Origin of the sequence: Actinoplanes lutulentus (genome assembly GCF_003259845.1) — a bacterium.
GTDB classification, from domain to species: Bacteria; Actinomycetota; Actinomycetes; order Mycobacteriales; family Micromonosporaceae; genus Actinoplanes; species Actinoplanes lutulentus.
This window is the reverse complement of record NZ_QLMJ01000018.1, coordinates 113,210-131,100: the sequence shown is the minus strand read 5'-3', so window position 1 is coordinate 131,100 and position 17,891 is coordinate 113,210. Positions and strand designations below refer to the sequence as shown.

Annotated in this window: 17 protein-coding genes; 5 read left to right on the top strand and 12 right to left on the bottom strand. The window is 68.8% G+C overall.

Annotated elements, in window-relative coordinates; all coding sequences use genetic code 11:
- Positions 1–43 precede the first annotated feature (43 nt).
- Entirely contained in the window at positions 44–973 is a 930-nt protein-coding gene (locus B0I29_RS32845; RefSeq protein WP_111653011.1) for an ABC transporter substrate-binding protein, read from the top strand.
- A 46-nt stretch (positions 974–1,019) separates the two neighbouring features.
- Here the strand turns inward: B0I29_RS32845 and B0I29_RS32840 are convergent, their stop codons facing one another.
- Both B0I29_RS32840 and B0I29_RS32835 read right to left on the bottom strand, forming a co-directional pair.
- Entirely contained in the window at positions 1,020–2,456 is a 1,437-nt protein-coding gene (locus tag B0I29_RS32840; RefSeq protein ID WP_111653010.1) for an FAD-binding oxidoreductase, read from the bottom strand.
- 67 nt (positions 2,457–2,523) lie between these two features.
- Complete coding sequence (locus B0I29_RS32835; protein ID WP_146616958.1) at positions 2,524–3,627, bottom strand: hypothetical protein; 1,104 nt, start codon at positions 3,625–3,627, stop codon at positions 2,524–2,526.
- Positions 3,628–3,795: 168 nt separating this feature from the next.
- Between B0I29_RS32835 and B0I29_RS32830 the strand changes: the two genes are divergently transcribed.
- Both B0I29_RS32830 and B0I29_RS32825 read left to right on the top strand, forming a co-directional pair.
- Positions 3,796–4,134 (top strand): hypothetical protein, encoded by a 339-nt coding sequence (locus B0I29_RS32830; protein ID WP_111653008.1) that lies wholly within the window; start codon positions 3,796–3,798, stop codon positions 4,132–4,134.
- Complete coding sequence (locus B0I29_RS32825; protein WP_111653007.1) at positions 4,131–4,508, top strand: hypothetical protein; 378 nt, start codon at positions 4,131–4,133, stop codon at positions 4,506–4,508. Before B0I29_RS32830 ends, B0I29_RS32825 begins: the two co-directional genes overlap by 4 nt.
- Before the next feature lie 15 nt (positions 4,509–4,523).
- Here B0I29_RS32825 and B0I29_RS32820 read toward each other — a convergent pair whose 3' ends face one another.
- The 7 genes from B0I29_RS32820 to B0I29_RS32790 all read right to left on the bottom strand — a co-directional run bounded on the left by B0I29_RS32820 (position 4,524) and on the right by B0I29_RS32790 (position 10,128).
- Positions 4,524–6,014 (bottom strand): ricin-type beta-trefoil lectin domain protein, encoded by a 1,491-nt coding sequence (locus B0I29_RS32820; protein WP_111653006.1) that lies wholly within the window; start codon positions 6,012–6,014, stop codon positions 4,524–4,526.
- Positions 6,011–6,613 carry a PilW family protein gene (locus B0I29_RS32815; RefSeq protein ID WP_111653005.1) on the bottom strand — a complete coding sequence of 201 codons (603 nt, stop codon included), beginning with the start codon at positions 6,611–6,613 and terminating at the stop codon, positions 6,011–6,013. Before B0I29_RS32815 ends, B0I29_RS32820 begins: the two co-directional genes overlap by 4 nt.
- Positions 6,604–8,013, bottom strand: coding sequence for a type II secretion system protein (locus B0I29_RS46025; RefSeq protein WP_181558083.1), 1,410 nt, complete (start codon positions 8,011–8,013; stop codon positions 6,604–6,606). Before B0I29_RS46025 ends, B0I29_RS32815 begins: the two co-directional genes overlap by 10 nt.
- A 67-nt stretch (positions 8,014–8,080) precedes the next feature.
- On the bottom strand, positions 8,081–8,479 hold the full coding sequence (gene sodN, locus B0I29_RS32805; RefSeq protein ID WP_111653003.1) for a superoxide dismutase, Ni: 399 nt from the start codon (positions 8,477–8,479) through the stop codon (positions 8,081–8,083).
- 11 nt (positions 8,480–8,490) lie between these two features.
- Positions 8,491–8,979 (bottom strand): flavin reductase family protein, encoded by a 489-nt coding sequence (locus B0I29_RS32800; RefSeq protein ID WP_181558082.1) that lies wholly within the window; start codon positions 8,977–8,979, stop codon positions 8,491–8,493.
- Positions 8,980–9,028: 49 nt separating this feature from the next.
- Complete coding sequence (locus tag B0I29_RS32795) at positions 9,029–9,598, bottom strand: hypothetical protein (RefSeq protein WP_146616957.1); 570 nt, start codon at positions 9,596–9,598, stop codon at positions 9,029–9,031.
- Positions 9,595–10,128, bottom strand: a complete 534-nt coding sequence (locus B0I29_RS32790) for an RNA polymerase sigma factor (RefSeq protein WP_111653125.1) — start codon at positions 10,126–10,128, stop codon at positions 9,595–9,597. Before B0I29_RS32790 ends, B0I29_RS32795 begins: the two co-directional genes overlap by 4 nt.
- Before the next feature lie 197 nt (positions 10,129–10,325).
- Here B0I29_RS32790 and B0I29_RS32785 point away from each other — a divergent pair, with 197 nt between their 5' ends.
- Positions 10,326–11,936, top strand: a complete 1,611-nt coding sequence (locus tag B0I29_RS32785; protein ID WP_111653001.1) for a methyl-accepting chemotaxis protein — start codon at positions 10,326–10,328, stop codon at positions 11,934–11,936.
- Between the two features lie 170 nt (positions 11,937–12,106).
- Positions 12,107–13,753: a serine/threonine protein kinase gene (locus B0I29_RS32780; protein WP_111653000.1), complete on the top strand. Its 1,647-nt coding sequence runs from the start codon at positions 12,107–12,109 to the stop codon at positions 13,751–13,753.
- Between the two features lie 149 nt (positions 13,754–13,902).
- On the opposite strand, the gene B0I29_RS32775 is transcribed toward B0I29_RS32780, so the two are convergent.
- The 3 genes from B0I29_RS32775 to B0I29_RS32760 all read right to left on the bottom strand — a co-directional run bounded on the left by B0I29_RS32775 (position 13,903) and on the right by B0I29_RS32760 (position 17,884).
- On the bottom strand, positions 13,903–15,693 hold the full coding sequence (locus tag B0I29_RS32775; RefSeq protein WP_245972925.1) for an amino acid transporter: 1,791 nt from the start codon (positions 15,691–15,693) through the stop codon (positions 13,903–13,905).
- 332 nt (positions 15,694–16,025) lie between these two features.
- Positions 16,026–16,682 (bottom strand): response regulator transcription factor, encoded by a 657-nt coding sequence (locus B0I29_RS32770; protein ID WP_111652998.1) that lies wholly within the window; start codon positions 16,680–16,682, stop codon positions 16,026–16,028.
- Positions 16,679–17,884 carry a sensor histidine kinase gene (locus B0I29_RS32760; protein ID WP_281270929.1) on the bottom strand — a complete coding sequence of 402 codons (1,206 nt, stop codon included), beginning with the start codon at positions 17,882–17,884 and terminating at the stop codon, positions 16,679–16,681. Before B0I29_RS32760 ends, B0I29_RS32770 begins: the two co-directional genes overlap by 4 nt.
- Positions 17,885–17,891: the final 7 nt, after the last annotated feature.

Genomic DNA, 17,891 nt, shown 5'->3' with positions numbered 1-17,891 from the left:
GAACACCACCACCTGAAACACGTCCACCAATGGAAGGTTCCTGATGTCCCGCATAAGAATGGTCGGCGCCGCCGTCACCGGCATCGCCCTCGCTCTCTCGCTCGCTGCCTGTGGCGCGGACGAGGACCCGCTCGCCCAGGAGACCGGGGCCGCGTCCTCCGGTGGGGCCGTCACCGTCGGCTCGGCGAACTTCGCCGAGAGCGAGCTGCTCGCCGAGATCTACTCGCAGGCCCTGGAGTCCAAGGGCGTCGAGGTCAAGCGCTCGTTCAACATCGGCGCGCGTGAGCTGTACCTGAAGGCGCTCAACGACGGCTCGATCGACCTGCTGCCGGAGTACAACGGCGCGCTGCTCGCCGCCCTGTCCACCGGTGGCGCGCCCGAGGGCGTCAGCAAGCCGGAAGACGTGCTCGGCGCGCTCAAGAAGGTCCTGCCGGCCGGCACCGAGGTGCTGGAGCAGTCCACCGCCGAGGACAAGGACACCCTGACGGTCACCGCGGAGACCGCCGCGAAGCACAGCCTCAAGACGATCGAGGACCTCAAGGCGGTCGCGGGTCAGCTCACGATCGGCGCCGGTCCCGAGTGGGGCGAGCGTTACCAGGGCCTGAAGGGTCTCAAGGAGGTCTACGGAGTCGAGTTCAAGGAGTTCAAGCCGCTCGACGCCGGTGGCCCGCTGACCGTGAACGCGCTCAAGGGCGGCCAGATCGACGTGGCGAACATCTTCTCCACCGACTCGTCGATCGTGACGAACAAGTTCGTCGTGCTGGAGGACCCGAAGAGCCTGTACCTCGCGGAGAACATCATCCCGCTGATCCGTACCGAGGCGAAGAACGACACGGTGGCCGGCGCCCTCAACGCCGTCTCGGCGAAGCTGACCACCGAGAACCTGACGAGCTACCTCGCGCAGGTCCAGGTGGACAAGAAGGACACGGCGACCGTCGCCAAGGCCTTCCTGACCGAGAACGGCCTGGTCTGACGCTGTAAAAAGCCGGCCCGGGACACCGGGCCGGCTTTTTCGTGCCTTACGGCAGGATGTTGTGATTCAGCCGGAACATGTTGCACGGATCCACCCTGCGCTTGAGCTTGCGCAGCCGCTGGTAGACCCCGGGCTTGTAGGCATGCCGCACCGCGTCGGTACTCGCCTCGTCCACGCTCATGAAGTTCAGGTACATCCCACCCGTGCTCCACGGCCGTAGCCGCTTGATGATCGCGTCCTGCGCCGCCCGGGCCGCCTGAGCACCGTCCGGGCCGGTGATGCCCGCCATGAACACCGTGAACGCCGCGTCCCGCTGGGAGACCGCGTTCGGCACCTCGGGTTCGCGGGCCAGGGCGCCGCCGAGATGGCGTACCTCGGTCAGGGTGATCGGGAACGGCGCGCCCGGCCCGGCCATCTCGACGAGCGCGTCGACGGTCTCCGCGGTCAGCTCGGACAGCAGCCCGGTGCGTTCAAAAGCGGTCACCGGATCGACCGGATCGGCGTGGATCGCCCCGAACGCCGTGTAGGGCTGCTGGGACACCCCGTCCATGATCGGCGTCGCCACCTCCCGCAGCGGCTTCACCAGCGCGGCGCCCTTCGCCGCGTCACCGACATAGGCGATGCGCAACATCGCCACCGCCTTGCCGCGCAGCGGCGGCGGAAAACCGTCCTGGTCCGGGAAGTGCATCAGCGCCACCGAGGACGACATCGCCTCCGGCACGGTCAAAACCCAGCGACGGTACGCGTGAAGCAACTTCGCCGCGTCGGCGCCCGCGAACACGATCGATCCGCCGTAGAACGTGGTGACCGGGAACAGGTCGAACTCGATCGCGGTCACCAGGCCGAAGTTGCTCTTGCCGCCGCGCAGGCCGAAGAAGAGATCAGGATCGGACGTGGCGGTGACGGTGCTCGACCGGCCGTCGGCGGTCACCACGTCGATGCGGCGGACGTGGTCGGCGGCCCAGCCGTACTGCCGGCCCAGGGTGGGGCTCAGGCCGCCGCCCAGGGTGTAACCGACCACGCCGACGATGCCGGTGGAGCCGACGAGCGGGGCCAGCCCGGCCGGGGCCGCCTTGTCGACGACGTCCTGCCAGAGCGCGCCGGCCTCGACGCGGGCGATCCGGCGTTTCGCGTCGATGGTGACCCCGCGCATGGCCCGCGTGGAGACCAGGACCGCGTCCCGGCCGATCGGGACGGACGGCTGGTGGCCGGTGGCCAGGACGGCGACCGGTGCGTCGTGGCTCGCGGCGTACCGGACCGCGTTGCGGACGTCGCCGGCGGTCCTGGCGGCCACCACCAGGCCCGGGTTCGGGGTCTGGACCAGGTTGAAGACTCGGAGCTCTTCGGCGTACCCAAGGTCTCCGGGTTTGAGGAAGTGGGGTTGGGGTCGGGGTTTGGCAAGGGCTGGTCCGGCGGGGATGGTCGTGGCGATCGTCGCCGCGCCCGCCATGCCGAGGACGGTCCGGCGGTTGACGTGCTCCATCGATGTGGCTCCGATTCAGGTGGCAGGTGTGTCACCTGGACTGAACCGGAGCGTGATCATCGCCGGGTCATCGTCGGGACGATGCCACCCGCTTGAGTGTGCGGCGGATCTTGCCGGTCGCGCGGATCTTGAGCAGGTCGAGCGCGCGGACGCCGTCGACGTTGGGCTGGCGGGTCAGCTCGTCGGCGTGCTCCAGCATGCCGACGATGGTCTCGATGGCGGCCTGCAGGATGCGGGAGTCGTCGAGGTCGTCCGGGCTGGAGGACTCCTTCATGTTCACCGGGCGCAGCTCGTCGAGGTCACCGACGATGTGGCACGGGTAGTCGCGCAGCTCCGCGATCTGCTGCTCGGCCATCTCGGCGACCCAGCCGGCGCGGTCCAGGCCGACGCCGAAGCGCACCTCGTTGCCACTGTTCTTGAGAACGGCGTTCACCAGGTGCCGCTGGACCACCAGCTGGTACGGCGTGCGGTGCGGGAAACGGTCGCCGAGCGCGCCGTTGACCCGGCGCAGCACCTCGATCTCGGCGGCGCCGAGCGACGGGTTCGCGGTCGGGTCCTCCAGGTCACAGAGGCCGTCCGGGATGCCCGCGATGCCGGCGAAGCGCTGCCACAGCGTGTCGTGCGGCGCTCCCGGACCGGGAACCGTGACGAGGTGGCGCTGGGCGGGCGGGACCAGATCGCCCCACTTCTTCAGCATCCGGTTGGGCGTGTGCATCTCCCAGAACGTCTCGAACCGGCCCTGCTCGACAGCGGTCAGGAACTCCGAGAAGGTCCACTTGTTGCGGGCCCGGACGCTCTGCTGCCACATCGACGGGAAGGTGCGCCAGAGGTCCCGTCCGGTGACGATGACGTGCACCTCGGCCGAGCCGAAGGCCGCGACGCCCCGGGCCGCCTGCTCCGCGGTGGCGCCACCGAGAGCCTCGTTGGTGACGATCGCGTCGCCGTCCCATTTCCGGACCTCGGCAGCGAGTCGTTCCCAGGTGTAACTGGCCCGCGGATCGCGCCATTCGACCTCGCGCAGATCGGTCATCGCCTGGTCCTGCGCCCAGGCCCAGCCGGGCATCAGAATACCGGCGCCGCGCAATGTCTCCTGGTTGTTCCAGAGCACATTCTGGATGTAGGTGCTGCCCGTTTTCGGGGCGCCGACGTGCAGGAACACGCGTCGGGCCATGGTGCCTCCCAAGATCGATCGGGCGGACAGCGTGACACATTCTGACCGTTGCCAGCAGTGTCCGGCGGCATTGCGAAAATGGATTCATCCAGGCGTCACCTGGATTCAATTTCCTACTATTCCTTGGGGGCTAAAGGGGATTTGCACGCACGTCGCATACTGATCACCATGACTGAGCCCGCGCCTGAGCCGTTCGGGGAGAGCGTGCTGGTGTCGCTCGGCTGGTACGTCACGGTGATCGGTGCCCTGCTCCTCGGGCTGCGGCAGACCGACACCGGGCACACCTGCGACGACGCGACGTCGTGGTGTTTCACCCCGTCCGCAGTGGCGGGTATCGGCGCGGTTCTCGCGGTGCCGGCGATCGCGGTGATGACCGGGATCAGTGCGCTGATCTCCCGCCCGATGGTCCGGTCCGGGTTGTCCGCGCCGGTGGCGGGCACCGCGGCCGCGGCTGCCGCGAGCGTGGTGTTCATCGTGATGGCGCTGGTCGCGCTGGTGGCCCGATGAGGCCGCTTTTTTACGGGTGGCTCTACGGCGTACCGTTTTTGTTGATCGTGGGGTGGGTCCGGCGTGCGTCGTCGCCGGAGTTCGGTGATCCGGCGCAGGCCGCGCACTACGGTGAGGTGACCCTGCGCTATCTGATCGCGGCGCTGGTGCTGAACATCGCGGTTCCGCTGATCGGGATGGCGGTGGCGTGGCGGCTGCGCGACCAGGAGTGGACGGCCCGGTTCGTGCGGTCGCTGTGGTGGATGGCGGGGTTGCTGTTCCTGCAGTGGATGATCGTGGCGAGCAGCGCGGTGCCGCCGTCGAATGTGGAGCCCGTGCCGGAGGTGACCCGGTGCATCCCGATCAGTGGTGGGCGGCAGTGCCCGGGCGGCTGAGCCATTTCTCCTGGGCTATTTCTCCTGGATCTTGGACAGTCCGGTGGAGGGGGCGACGATGGCGTTCCACTTCTGGAGCAGGCTGCCGTCGCATTTGCCGACCTTGATGCGGCCGATCTTGTCGCCGAGGCGGGTGTAGAGCTCGGTCTCGCTCGGGTACAGGCAGAGGCCCGCCGAGTCGACCACGGTGTACGCCTTCGTGGTGTCCTTGTGCGCCACGTACCGGGTCCAGGTCACCTCGGCGGCGATCGAGGTGGCGCAGGCGACCACGATGACGTACTGGCCGGTCGCCGCCGAGCGGGGGCTGCGCAGGCAGTACGTGACGACGCCCTTCGTCGCGGTGACCCGGCCGGTGCCGCCGGTGGTCTTGTCGACGACCGTGGGCAGGGTGAACCGCTGGTTCCAGGAGATGTTCGCGGGCACCGGGTTCGCGGTGCACGGCCAGGCGATCAGATAGCCGTAGAGCACGTTGCCCTCGGTGACGTCCATGCAGCGGCCGAACTGCTGGTAGTTCACCAGCTGCTGGGTGCTCTCGCCGGCCGCGCCCGCGCCGACGCTCGGCTCCGGCTGCATCGTCGACGTCGAGTTGTAGACGGTGCTCGGGCACTTCGCGTAGATCAGCCGGCTCTGTTTGGCGCCCGGGTTCTGCAGGTTGATGCACCAGCCGTTGAGGGTCAGGGCGTCGTCGGTCCCGGCGAAGCTGGCGTGGCTGGCATGCAGCGTCCACAGCTGGCGTGGTGGTGACTGGGTGGTGGTGTCGTCGATCGCGACCACGCACGGCTGGAACGTCACCACGACCGATGTGCCGGTGGACGGTCTCGTCGCGTCGAGACACATGTCGCTGCCTGCGGCGAGCGCCGGCTTCGGATGGGTCAGGGCCATGCTTTTCACGTACGCGAACATCTGGGTGTGCGGCCGCTGCGAGTCGCACGGCATCATCCACACCTCGTCGCCGGCCTCCGGCTGATCCTTGAGCGAGTCCATGCAGAGCTCGCCGCCCGGATAGTTGTGGATCAGCCCCATCGGGACCTGCGCGTTCGGCACCCGGAACGTGTACGTCGCCTCCAGGATGCGGGACTTCACCGTCGACGTCCGCGCGGTCCCGCCCGCCGAGCCGTCGGTGACGTCCCAGGCCCGCAGGGTCGCGGTCGCCGGGGCGTACAACGGCGGGCAGGTGAGCTGCCCGCCGGTCGCGCTCAGGTACGTGATGTCGACCCGGTACGCGTTCCCCGCCGCCGACGAGATCGTCCCCTGCATCGAACCGCAGGGCAGCGCCGACGGTTTGCCCTTGCCGTCGGCGTCCACGGCCGCCCGGATCTGACCCATGGCCACCTGGAGCCCGGCCTCGGCGGATCCGAGGGCCATGCCACGGTCGGCCACCCGGCGTACGTCCTTGACCTGGCTGAGCAGCGCGGAGCTGAGCAGGCCGCTGATCGACAGCGCCAGGATGGAGATCAGGACGGCGATGGGGAGAGAGCCGCGGTCTTTTGTCGAGGGAGCCGTCATGTTCCGGCCCGCCCTTCCGAGCAGACCGTCGCGTTCGACGATGTCGCGGTGGCGTCCGAGTTGAGCGCCGTGAACAGGAACTCGGCGGTGTGGCTCCCGGCGGCCGGGCCCGCCGCGGCGAGCGTGGCGGTCAGGCTCAGCTTCAGCTGCTGGCGTACGCCGACCGTGCTGGTCACCGTGAACGGCGTGGTGCTGGAGAGCCCGCCGGCCAGGGTGCTCCAGCCGCCGCTCGGTGTGTTGCCGCTGGTCCAGGTGCGGCGTGCCAGGATGTCGCCGCGCAGCCGCAGCTCGGTGCAGAGCTGGGTGCTGCCGTTGACGTTGAGGTATTCGACGTACTGGTCAGCGCCGTCGGTGCCGGTGCCGGCCTTGCTGATCGCCGAGGCGTACCGGATCTCCGCGTCCAGGCGCTCGAAGACGATGTTGAGCCGGCTCTGCAACGCCTGGGTGGCCTCGGCCTTGTTGGCGGTGGTGTACATCTGCGCCACGGCGGTGGCGACGATCGCCGTGAAGAAGCCCATGATCGACATGGCGACGACGAGCTCGATGAGCGTGACGCCGCGGTCGTCCGCTGTGTTCTCCGGGAAAGGCTTCACGCGCATGTTCCGGTGATCGTGATGTCGGCGCCGCCCACCTGCACGGTGTCGCCGATGATCCCGCACTGAAACACGCTGTACGACCCGAGCAGGGCGACGCCGCCGCTCAGGGCCTGGACGGTGCCGTACACGGTCGCGTACGAGCCCGAGATGGTGATCGCCGAGGTTGACGTGGAGCCGCTGAGCAGGCCGGTCGTTGCCGGGCTGGTCTTGCTGCCGATGGTCACCTTCGACGTGGCGACGGTGATCGTGCCGGTGGCGACCAGCAGCGGCGCCACGTCGGTGGTGACGTTCACGGCGCACGGGACGTAGACGACGGTGGCGGTGGACGCGACCGCGCCGGCGGCGTACGTCCAGGTGCCGGAGGCGCAGGCGGAGGCGGCGACCGCGTAGTACCCGGTGCCGGCGGCCGTCGCCGCGGTGCCGCCGGGGGCGTAGTCGGCGACCACCCGGGTGCCGGTCGGCACGGATGCGCTCACCTGCACCGGAGTGGGTGCGGTGGCGCCGGAGATGTACTGGTCGGAGACGTACTCGATCCGGGGCGAGAGGGTCACCGACGAGCCCTCGATGCGCAGGTCCGCGTTGGTGTGCACCAGGCCGGTGACGGTCAGCGACGACGAGGAGAGCCAGAGCGCGGCCGGGTTCGTGTACCCGCTGCTGCGGTTCGCCCAGATCGCGGTGCCGCCGCTGGTCGCACTCGCCGACGGCGAGGGCGACGGGGAGGGTGACGGGGACGCCGTCGCGGACGGCGACGCCGACGCCGAGGCGGACGGCGACGCGGTGGCCGATGCCGAGGCCGACGGGGTGGGGCTGGTGGTGACCCCGGCGGTCGGCGCGGTCGGGAAGACCGGGTCGTCGGACGCGTTCAGCAGGGTCGCGAGGAAATAGGCGCAGGTGCCGCCCGGGCACTGCACGTCGTTCCACTGCACGGCGACGACCACCCGCAGGAACTCGGTCCCGGTGCCGCTGCCAGTGCAGGCGCCGGCGGTGCCGGTCGCACGCCAGCACTTCACCACGTACCAGTTCTGCAGGTAGGTGAGGCCGTTCAGCACGACCGCGGCCGCCGTGGTGGGCAGCGAGGCGGTCGCGCCGGCGCCGGCGGTCGCGTCGGTGTCCCAGACCTGCACCGAGTCGGCCAGGTACGCGTCGACCCCGGTGACCAGGGTCTGCCCGGCGACGGCGGCCTTGTCCCGGCGGGTGAGCACGTTCTCCCCGCCGAGACCGGTCGCCACCTCCAGGGCGGAGGTGGCGACGCGTACGGCGTCCTCGCGGCCGGCGTAGTGGTGCCCGAGCGACAGGCTCCGGACGTAGAAGACCGTGGTCGCGGCGAGCACGGCGCTGACCATGGCGATCGCGACGATGACCTCGACGAGGGTGAACCCGCCTTGATCGCCGGAGCGGCGCACCGGATCAGCTCCTTCGCAAACGATTCGTCTCACGCTGAATCGTCAAACAAAGGGTGAACCTGAGTGATCAGGCCTGCTTCGTCTCCCAGAAGATCTTCGAGATCTCCTCGATCCTGGCAAGCAGCTTCTCGGCGACCGCAGGGTCGGCGGATCCCTTCGCGCCGCTCGCGCCGGCCAGCTTCGTCGCCTCGTTGAACAGTGCGTGCAGCTGCGGGTACTTCTCGAAGTGCGGCGCCTTGAAGTAATCGGTCCAGAGCACCCACAGGTGGTGCTTGACCAGCTCGGACCGCTGCTCCTTGATGATCAGCGCACGGGTGCGGAACTCCGGGTCGGAGCTGGCCTGGTACTTCTCCGCGATCGCCTTGACCGACTCGGCCTCGATCCGGGCCTGAGCCGGGTCGTAGACGCCGCAGGGCAGGTCGCAGTGCGCGCTGACCGTGGTGGACGGGGTCAGGAATCTGAACATCAGTGAGTCCTTCACGAGGGATGAGCAATGAACTCGCGGTCGTGATAGACCAAGCGGCCGCCGCCGGTGCCGAGAACGACCTCGAGCACCTCCGCGACGACCACTGTCGAATCGCCGACCTCGACGAGGTGCAACGGGGTGCCGCGCAGCGTGGCCAGGGCGCCGGCCAGGACGGGCTCGCCGGTCGGCAGCACGTCCCAGCCCTGCTCGGGCGTGAACCGCGGCCGTCCGGCATGGGCGAAGTCGTGCGCCAGGGTGGCATGGCCGGGCCCGAGCATGTTCACCACGAAGCTCGGCGCTTCCACGATGGCGCGAGCCGACCGGGTGCCCATGACCGAAAATGACAACGCGGGCGGCTCCACCGACACCGACGCGACGCTGGAGGCGGTCAGGCCCACCGGTCCGCCCGGTCCGGTCGCGGTGATGACCGCGACCCCGGTCGGGTACCGGCGGAAGGCCGCCTTGAACAGCTGGGTGACGTCGGTGCTGGTTCGGAACACGAGGGAACGCTAAAACCTCAAGTGGACTTGAGGTCAAGCGTTCGTTGTCTCAGCCCGGGAACGCCTGCGCGTAGAGCTCGCTCAGTCCCGGCGTGCTCGCCTCGCCGCTGTAACCGCAGATCATCACGGCGCCGGCCGACGACGCGACCAGGTAATCCTTTCCGGACTCGAACTTCCCGGTGCCCATCAGCTGCTCGGACGTCTCACCGGTCTGCGCGACCTCGACATTGTCGGCGGCGGTGCCGTGATAGACGCGCGTCACATCGAGGGTCACCGTTGTGCCGGTGAGCGCGGTGACGGTACCCGCGAAGGCGAAGTCGGCGGAGGCCGCGAGGCGCTCCGCGGAGGGCTCCACGCACTTGGCCGCGATCGCCCCCGGGCCGGTGAGCTGCACCGTTGTGGCAGCTTCCGGCCTTGTCAGGGCCCATCCGGCGACGCCCGCCACGATCAGGATCAAGGCCGCCGCGGCGAGCGCGTAGTGCCGCTGCCGCTTGTTCACCACGGTCGTCGTTGTCACAGTCTGCTCCAGGAGTCGCGTTACCTCGTCGGGAGACGCCGCCGCCATCGACGCTGCCGGATCAGCCTGGCGCATCCGGGCTCGCAGTTCGTTATCGGTCATCGCCGTCTCCCTTCCGTCGACTCCTCATGTCCGGCCGTGCCGTGAAGCTTTCCGAGCTGATCCTTCAATCTCGACTTCGCCCGGTGCAGGCGGATGTTCACGGCATTGATCGAGACGTCGAGCACCACCGCGATCTGCCCCGGCGACAGGTCCTCCCACGCCCACAGCCGCAGCAGCTCGGCGTCCTCGGCACGCAGCGCGGCCAGCGCCGCCGCAAGATCGTCGTCGGTCTCCGCGGGCGCGTCGGTCACCGCCGGCGGCGGATCCAAAACCGCGATCTTGGCGGCCAGGCGCGCTTGGCGGCGCCGCCCACGCTCCGCGTTGGCCAGGGTCAGACGAGCGATTCCGTACGCCCAGAGCACGGGTTCGCCGGGCATGTCCTCCAGACGGCGCCAGCAGGTCAGCAGCGTCTCGGAGAGCACGTCGTCAGCGGTCGCCGGATCGGTCCGCCGTGCGAGGTAACGGCGCACGGCATCGATCACCGCGGGCGCCACCGCCTCGAACCGCGCTCGCCGCACGTCCGCGTTCATGAAGTCCACCCTTGCTCATGTCCGGCAGCGGCCTGATCCTTTCCGGTCCGCCACATGTTTTCTGGTGACGATGGCCGGGCTGCTTCGTGCGTACCCAAGGAGGGTTTTGATCGTGACCCTTGGGGGACCGTTGTGGCTCAGGTGGGGTGAGAAGTGGCCGAACGGGGGTAGGACAAATCGTTTGCAAGGAGCTCGGAATGAGTGACGCTCAGGGTGGAGCGGCAGGTCGGGGCGGATGGTTCGCCGACCTGCGAGTGAACGCCAAGATCCAGGCGGGGATCGGGGTGGCCGCGGTGGCTGCCGTCGCGGTCGGGGTCACCGGGCTGGTCGCCATTTCGAACCTCGGCGAGCGCAACCAGATGTTGTATTCGGACAACGTCGCGCCGCTGACGGAGCTTTCCGTGGTGCAGCGCAACCTGCAGGGGATCCGGGCGCGCTATCTGGAGTACGGCGTGGCCACCACCGCCGTCCGCGAGACGCTGCGCGAAGAGATCGACGAGCGGAAGACGAAGGTCGACGACGGGCTGTCCACCTATCGGGCGGGTGCGGTCGACACGGCGCGGGTCGACGCCATCGCTGAGGCGTACCAAAAGCTGCTCACCGACAGTGAGCAGATTCTGATTCCGCTCGCGGACAAAGGTGACGTCAAGGGGTTCGCCGCCGCCTATCGCGACACCATTCTGCCGACAATGATCACCGCCTCGGATGCGATCGAGGAGGAGAACACCGCGCAGATGGACCAGGCCGCGTCCCGGGCCGCGGAGAGCGCCGACTCCGCGGCGGCGGCCAAACGTCTGCAGATCGGTGTGCTGATCGTCGGGGTTCTCGCCGCGATCGTCATCGGTTTCTCCGTCGCGAGGTACATCGTCAAACGCCTGGAGAGGGTGAAACGGACGCTGACCTCGATGGCGGACGGCGACCTGACCGACATCGTCGACGTGGCCGGCCGCGACGAGGTCGGGCAGATGGCGCACATGCTCTCCCGGGCACAGACGCAGACCCGCGACGTGGTGGCGTCGGTCGGCGCCGCCGCGCAGAGCCTCGCGGCCGCCGCCGAGGAGACCTCGGTGATCGCCAACCAGATCAGCGAGGGCGCCGCGACCGCTTCCGAACAGGCACGCAAAGTGTCGGCGGCCTCCGCCGACGTGTCGCTCAGCGTCACCACGGTCGCTGCCGGATCCGACGAGATGGGCGCCGCCATCGCCGAGATCGCGCAGAGCGCCAACGCCGCCGCCGAGGTCGTCGGCAAAGCCGTCAACGTCGCCGCCTCCGCGAATCAGACGATCGCGACTCTCGGCGAGTCCAGCCGCCAGATCGGTGACGTGATCCGGGTGATCACCGCGATCGCCGAGCAGACGAACCTGCTCGCTCTGAACGCGACCATCGAGGCGGCTCGGGCCGGCGAGACGGGCAAGGGGTTCGCTGTCGTCGCCGGCGAGGTCAAGGACCTGGCCCAGGAGACGGCGCGGGCCACCGAGGACATCGCCCGGCGGGTCGAGGCGATCCAGAGCGACAGCAACCACGCGGTGTCGGCCATCGCCGAGATCAGCGAGATCATCGGCCACATCAGCGACTACACGACGACGATCGCGTCGGCGGTGGAGGAGCAGAGCGCCACGACAGCCGAGATGAACCGGAACGTGGTGGAGGCCGCGACCGCCACCGGCGAGATCAACTCGGGGATCACGAGCGTGGCCGACAACGCCCGGAGCACGGCGGAGTCGGTGGGCGACGCGCAGAGGTCGGCTGCTGAACTGTCCCGGATGTCGAGCGATCTGCAGGCGGCGGTGTCGCGGTTCGTCTACTGAGGACCCGCTCTTTCTTTGGCTCTTTGTCGCTCGGCCTTGTCGTCTCCTGCTGTTGTGTTCTCTCCTGGTGTTGTGCCGTCTTCGGCTGCGCCGGGGTGAGGCGTAGAGATCGGCTTGAGTAGAATCCCCGGTCGCGGTGCCTGCGCGGCGGCGAAGGGGGAGAGCGTCAGATGAGCATGCCGCTACGGCCGGGGGATCTGGCCCGGCTCGGCCGGTACGAACTCGTTGGCCGGCTCGGCGAAGGCGGCATGGGAACCGTCTTTCTCGGGCGTGACCCTGATGGGCGGCTTGTCGCGATCAAGACGGTGCGGCCCGAGTACGCGGCTGACACCGAGTTCCGCGGGCGCTTCCGCAGCGAGGTGAACCGGGCACAGCAGGTGCCGCCGTTCTCCACCGCCGAGGTTCTCGACGCCGATCCCGATCACGAGCCGCCGTACCTGGTCGTCGAATATGTCGACGGGCCCAGCCTGGCCGCCGAGATCCGGGACAAGGGTCCGCTCAGCGGATCCGCTCTGCACAGCGTGGCGGTCGGGGTGGCCACGGCACTGACCGCGATCCACGGCGCCGGAGTGATTCACCGCGATCTGAAGCCGGGCAACGTGCTCTTCGCCCGCGGCGGCATCAAGGTGATCGACTTCGGGATCGCGCGGGCGTTCGAGGCGACCAGCCAGCACACCCGGACCGACCAGATGGTGGGCACGGTCGCGTACATGGCGCCGGAGCGTTTCGACTCGCTGGACGGGCGGCCGGTCACCGCGGCGGCGGACATCTTCGCGTGGGGTGCCGTGGTCGCGTACGCGGCTACCGGGCGGACACCGTTCGCGGCCGAGGCGGCGGCGGCCACCGCGATGCGGATCCTGACTCAGCCGCCGGATCTGCGAGGGGTGCCGGAGTCGCTGGTTCCGGTGGTGGAGCGGGCGCTGGCGAAGGATCCGGTGGAGCGGCCGAGTGCGCGGGAGCTTCTCGATCTGCTGCTGGCTTCGTCGGTTACCAAGTCGGGGTCGGCGGGCACGGGGTCGGCGGTGCCGGGGTCGGCGCATGCGGGGTCGGCGGTTGCGGTGCCGGTGGGGGCTGGGCCGGTTGTGGCTGTTTCTGATCAGGGGGCGCGGGTCGGCGTACCGTCGGGGCGTCGTCGATCGAAGGCGCTCGCGGCAGCGAGCGTGGCGGTGCTGCTGGCCGGCGGTCTGGGGGCTGCGATCCGATATCTGCCGGTGGAGTCCGGAGGTGCCGAGGTCGGTGCCGGACCCAGTCCTTTTCTGTCCGCTCCGGCGCAGGTGTCGCCCGGTGTCGCGGCGCCCGGTGAGCCGGTGACGCCGGAGGAGCGGCTGGCCGCGATCATGCGGGGGAACCGCCAGACGCTGATTCACGTGGCCGAGATTGATCGGGACCTTTCGCTGGAGAAGCACAACGCCGAGGTCGAGGTGGGCGACGGTACGGGTGCGAAGTCGCTGTTCGCGCTGGATTCGCTCGGCGTCGACTATCTGATCCGGTCGATGGCGGACCCGTCCGTCGAACGCTGCATCGGCGTGCGGATCATCCCGGATGTGGGGTCGGAGGTGGTGGCGACCGACTGCACGCCGACCAAGGGGACGATCTTCGAGCTGGCGCGTAGTGAGAAGACTGATGACCAGGGCCGGCCGACGTATTGGATCTACAACGACACGTATGGGGCTGTGCAGTGGGATGAGGACGAGAAGTCGTTGTACGTGCAGGAGGTGGGGGATGCGGACGTGCTGACGACGTTTAGCTTTGTCGATCGGGGGCCGCTGCCTGCGACTGCTTCTCTGGGTACGCCTTCGTCTGAGCCGAGTCGCTGATCGTTCTGTTCTGGTCTTTGCGCGTCTGGTTTCTCCTGGGTCTGGTTTCTTCCCGGGTCTGGTCTCCCTAGGGTCTGATTTTTTCGGGTCTGGTCTCTCTCGGGTCTGGTCTTTTTTGGGTCTGGTCTTTTGGGTGTGGTCTTTTTTGGTCAGCCGACGTGGATGTGGGGGCGGCGTTTTCGGTCTGGCTCGGCCTGTCGGATGATCTCGCGGGTGACCGGGGCGACCTCGCCCTGGCCGAAGATCAGGTAGCGGGCGAAGTTGGTGACCGGGTTGCCCTCGGTCCACTCGAAGTAGATGTGCGGCCGGCGGTGCGTGGTGTCGCGTATCCAGATCAGCAGCGCTGCCAGAGCGCTCGGCACCGACGAACTCTCCATGGTCAGCACCCGGTAGCGGCCGTGCCGTAGCTCGCCACGCACGTGCAACTCCGTCTCGAAATCCGACGCGTCCCGGACCGTGACCTCGACGAACAGCACGTCACGCTGGTCGGTCATGTCGTTGTCGGCGATGATCTGGGTCAGTTTCGCGGAGTATTCGCGGGCGTCGCGGTCCTCCGGCTCGTTCGCGATCAGCCGGATCTGCCGGCCGCCGACCTCGGCCAGGAACCGCTCGGCGACCGGGTCGGCGTCGATCGCGGTGACCCGAAGCTCGAACGCCCGGAACACCCGGGACAGCAGCGACACCGCGATGATCGCCGCGATGAAACAGGCCGCGATCTTCACACCGTCCGGCCGCTCGAACACGTTGACGACCGTCGTATAGGTGAACACCGCAGTGATCGCGCCGAAGGCCCACGCCCGGTTGCGCTGCCCCCGGTGATGGGCGGAAAGCGTCACGGCCGTCGCCGCCGAGGTGATCAGAACGAGCACACCCGTCGCGTACGCCCCGCCCTGCGCGTCCACGTCCGCATTGAAGATCACCGTGATCAGGAACGCAGCGCCGGTGAAGACCAGCACCAGCGGCCGGACCGCGCGTGCCCAGGACGGCGCCATGCCGAACTTGGGGAGGTAGCGGGGGACCAGGTTGAGCAGGCCGGCCATGGCGGAGGCGCCAGCGAACCAGAGGATCGCGATGGTCGAGATGTCATAGATGCTGCCGAAGACGGTGCCGAGGTTCTGGTGCGCGAGGTAGGCGAGCGCGCGGCCGTTCGCCTCGCCGCCCGGGGCGAACTCATCCGCCGGGATCAGGATCGTCGTGGCGACGCTGCTGGTCAGCAGGAAGACACTCATGATCCCGGCGGCGACGGTGAGCAGCCGTTTCCCGCCCCGGATCCGCTGAGGGAGGGTGCCCTTGATGTGCGGCATGACGGCCACGCCGGTCTCGAACCCGGACAGGCCGAGCGCGAGTTTCGGGAAGACCAGCAGCGCGACACCGACCATGGCGAGCGGGCTGCCGTGCGACGTGGTCAGCGCGTGCGTCCAGTCGGTGACCGCGTGCGGGTGGGTGAACACCTGCCACAGCGCGTCGCCGATCACGACCACGTTGAGCGCGAGGTAGACGCCGACCAGGGCGACGGCGATGCCGATCGCCTCGGTGAACCCTTTCAGGAAGACCGCGCCGAGCAGCGCGATCAGCAGCAGCGTGACGAGAACGTGCTGGTCACGCAGCGACTCCGGCCAGAACGGGTTCTCGTCGATGTGCGCGGTCGCGTCGGCGGCCGACAGGGTGATCGTGATGATGAAGTCGGTGGCCGCGAAACCGAGCAGCACCAGGACGAACAGCTTGCCCTTCCAGAATGACAGCAGCCGCACCAGCATGGCGATCGAGCCTTCACCGTGCGGGCTGTCAGCGGCGACACGCCGGTAGACGGGCAGCGCGCCGAGCAGCGTGACCAGGACCAGCACGAGCGTGGCCAGTGGCGAGAGCGCTCCGGCTGCCAGAGCGGCGATGCCGGGCTGGTAGCCGAGCGTGGAGAAGTAGTCCACACCGGTCAGACACATGACCTTCCACCAGGAGTGGGGCTTTTCGGGGTTGCTCTGGGTTTCGGGGTTTCTCTGAGCCTCGGGGCTTCGCGTGGCGTCACGGCTTCTCGTGGCGTTGGGGCTTTTCGTGGCTTCAGGGTGCGCGTTTTGCGGCGGGTTGTTCTGTGGCTGCTCGTCGAGTCCTTTGAGCAACCATTCGCGCACCGTGGCCATGGGTTTGTCCTTCCGATTTCCTCCTCAAGATCCTTCATCGGGAAGGGCGGTAATGCTCGCCGCCAGGCGTTAATAAAACGTGAAAGTAGTGCTGGGGCTGGGGCTGGGGCTGGGGCTGGGGCTGGTGGTGCTGGGGTTTAGGTCACTCGGTAGCCGACTCCCGGGAGCGTGGTTATCAGCGGCGGGTTGCCGAGTTTGCGCCGCACCCGGCCGATCGTCACGGCGACCGTGTTGGTGAATTGGTCGGCGTGCTCGTCCCAGACCTTTTCGAGCAGAGTCTCGGCGCTGATGAACCCGGGGCTGGCCCGCATCAGCTCCTCCAGCAGCGCGAACTCCTTGACCGATAACCCGAGGTGCCGCCCGTCGCGAACCGCCGTCCGGCGCACCGGATCCAGCTCGATCCCGGCGACGCACAGCACCCGTGGACGCGCGTCCGGCCGGCGTCGGGCGAGCGCCTGGATCCGCAGGATCAGCTCGGGGAAGTGGAACGGTTTCGACAGGTAGTCGTCAGCACCCAGCGTGAGCCCACTGACCCGGTCGCCGGGCGCGCTCGCGGCGGTGAGCATCAGCACCATCGGCCGGTCCGCCCGCTCGGTGATCTGGAGGCAGAGCGTGTCGCCGTGCAGCCCGGGCAGGTCTCGATCCAGGACGACGACGTCATAGGGCGCGAGGCCGACCTTTGTCGCGGCGGCCAGTCCGTCGTGCGCCACGTCGACGGCCATGCCGCTGTCGGTGAGGCCTTCGACGACCACCTCGGCCAGAGCGTGGTCGTCCTCGACGACGAGCACTCTCATGACGCCGCCAGAGTGACCGCGACCCGAAGCCCGCCGGTGGGCCGGGCGGTCAGGTTGAGCCGGCCGCCGTGCGCGGCGGCCACGGCAGCCACGATGGACAGACCGAGGCCGGAGGAGCCGCTGCTCCTGATCGCGTGGATGTTGGACCCGCCTGCCCGGTTGGAGCCTGCTTGGTTGGAGCCTGCCCGGTTGGGGACCTCTTGATCGGGACCGTCTTGGTGCGGGCCCTGTCGGTTGGGGCCTTCTCTGCTGTGGGCGGCTGGTTGCGGGGGGACTGTTTGGTTCGGGCTCAGGCGTTCGAAGGGCTGGGCCAGGCGGTCGACGTCGCGCTGGTCGAGGGCTGGGCCGCCGGTCTCGACGATCAGGGTCACCGTGCCGGTGTCGTGCACCCCGGAGGCCCTGATCCACCCGTGCTCCTCGTTGTGGCGGACGGCGTTGTCGATCACGTTCTCCACCAGGCGGGCGAGTAGTGCGGGGCTCCCGTGTGCGGCTGTTTCCGGCGGAACCTCCATGGTGATCATCAGCTGCTTCGCGCGTACCTCTGAAGCTCGCTGGCGCAACGCGGCCGCGACCAATTCGCCGAGGTCGACGGTTTCGGCGTCCGCAAGGACGCCGTGCTGTGCCCGCGCGAGCACGAGGAAACCGTCGAGCAGGTGATCGACCCGGTCGAGCTGGCTGCGGAGGCGGGCGGCGAGCGCCACGGTCGCCGGAGGCGGGTCGGGCTTGGCTGCGGCGACGTCGAGCGAGGCGCGCATGGTCGCGAGGGGAGTGCGGAGCTCGTGGGAGGCGTTGGCGACGAACCGGCGCTGCGCGGCGAAGGAGGCCTCGAGGCGTTCCAGCAGGTCGTCGATGGTGTCGGCGAGGTCCTTCACCTCGTCAGCCGGGCCGGCGACCGCGAGCCGGCGGTCGAGGCTGTCAGCGGTGATGCGGCGCGTGGCGACGGTGATGGAACGCAGTGGCCGCAGCACACGCCCGGCCAGGATGCGGCCCATCACCAGAGAGACCGCCGCCATCATGAGCAGCGCGGTCGCCGAGCTGGTCATCAGCTGGCGGTCCTGCTGGACGGACGGTAGCGGCCCGCCGGCGCCGGTGGGTGCAACGCTGGTGACCTCCACGCCCGAGAGAAGGAAGGCCAGCGCCAGAAGCGTGGCGCCGGAGCCGAGGAACACGCTGGCGTAAAGAACGGTGAACCGTGCGCTCACGGTCCTG

Excerpts from the sequence above, each read along its gene's own strand:
- B0I29_RS32845 (WP_111653011.1), top strand. The coding sequence starts at position 44 with ATGTCCCGCATAAGAATGGTCGGCGCCGCCGTCACCGGCATCGCCCTC.
- B0I29_RS32840 (WP_111653010.1), bottom strand. The coding sequence starts at position 2,456 with ATGGAGCACGTCAACCGCCGGACCGTCCTCGGCATGGCGGGCGCGGCG.
- B0I29_RS32835 (WP_146616958.1), bottom strand. The coding sequence starts at position 3,627 with ATGGCCCGACGCGTGTTCCTGCACGTCGGCGCCCCGAAAACGGGCAGC.
- B0I29_RS32830 (WP_111653008.1), top strand. The coding sequence starts at position 3,796 with ATGACTGAGCCCGCGCCTGAGCCGTTCGGGGAGAGCGTGCTGGTGTCG.
- B0I29_RS32825 (WP_111653007.1), top strand. The coding sequence starts at position 4,131 with ATGAGGCCGCTTTTTTACGGGTGGCTCTACGGCGTACCGTTTTTGTTG.
- B0I29_RS32820 (WP_111653006.1), bottom strand. The coding sequence starts at position 6,014 with ATGACGGCTCCCTCGACAAAAGACCGCGGCTCTCTCCCCATCGCCGTC.
- B0I29_RS32815 (WP_111653005.1), bottom strand. The coding sequence starts at position 6,613 with ATGCGCGTGAAGCCTTTCCCGGAGAACACAGCGGACGACCGCGGCGTC.
- sodN (WP_111653003.1), bottom strand. The coding sequence starts at position 8,479 with ATGTTCAGATTCCTGACCCCGTCCACCACGGTCAGCGCGCACTGCGAC.
- B0I29_RS32795 (WP_146616957.1), bottom strand. The coding sequence starts at position 9,598 with ATGACCGATAACGAACTGCGAGCCCGGATGCGCCAGGCTGATCCGGCA.
- B0I29_RS32790 (WP_111653125.1), bottom strand. The coding sequence starts at position 10,128 with ATGAACGCGGACGTGCGGCGAGCGCGGTTCGAGGCGGTGGCGCCCGCG.
- B0I29_RS32785 (WP_111653001.1), top strand. The coding sequence starts at position 10,326 with ATGAGTGACGCTCAGGGTGGAGCGGCAGGTCGGGGCGGATGGTTCGCC.
- B0I29_RS32780 (WP_111653000.1), top strand. The coding sequence starts at position 12,107 with ATGAGCATGCCGCTACGGCCGGGGGATCTGGCCCGGCTCGGCCGGTAC.
- B0I29_RS32775 (WP_245972925.1), bottom strand. The coding sequence starts at position 15,693 with ATGTGTCTGACCGGTGTGGACTACTTCTCCACGCTCGGCTACCAGCCC.
- B0I29_RS32770 (WP_111652998.1), bottom strand. The coding sequence starts at position 16,682 with ATGAGAGTGCTCGTCGTCGAGGACGACCACGCTCTGGCCGAGGTGGTC.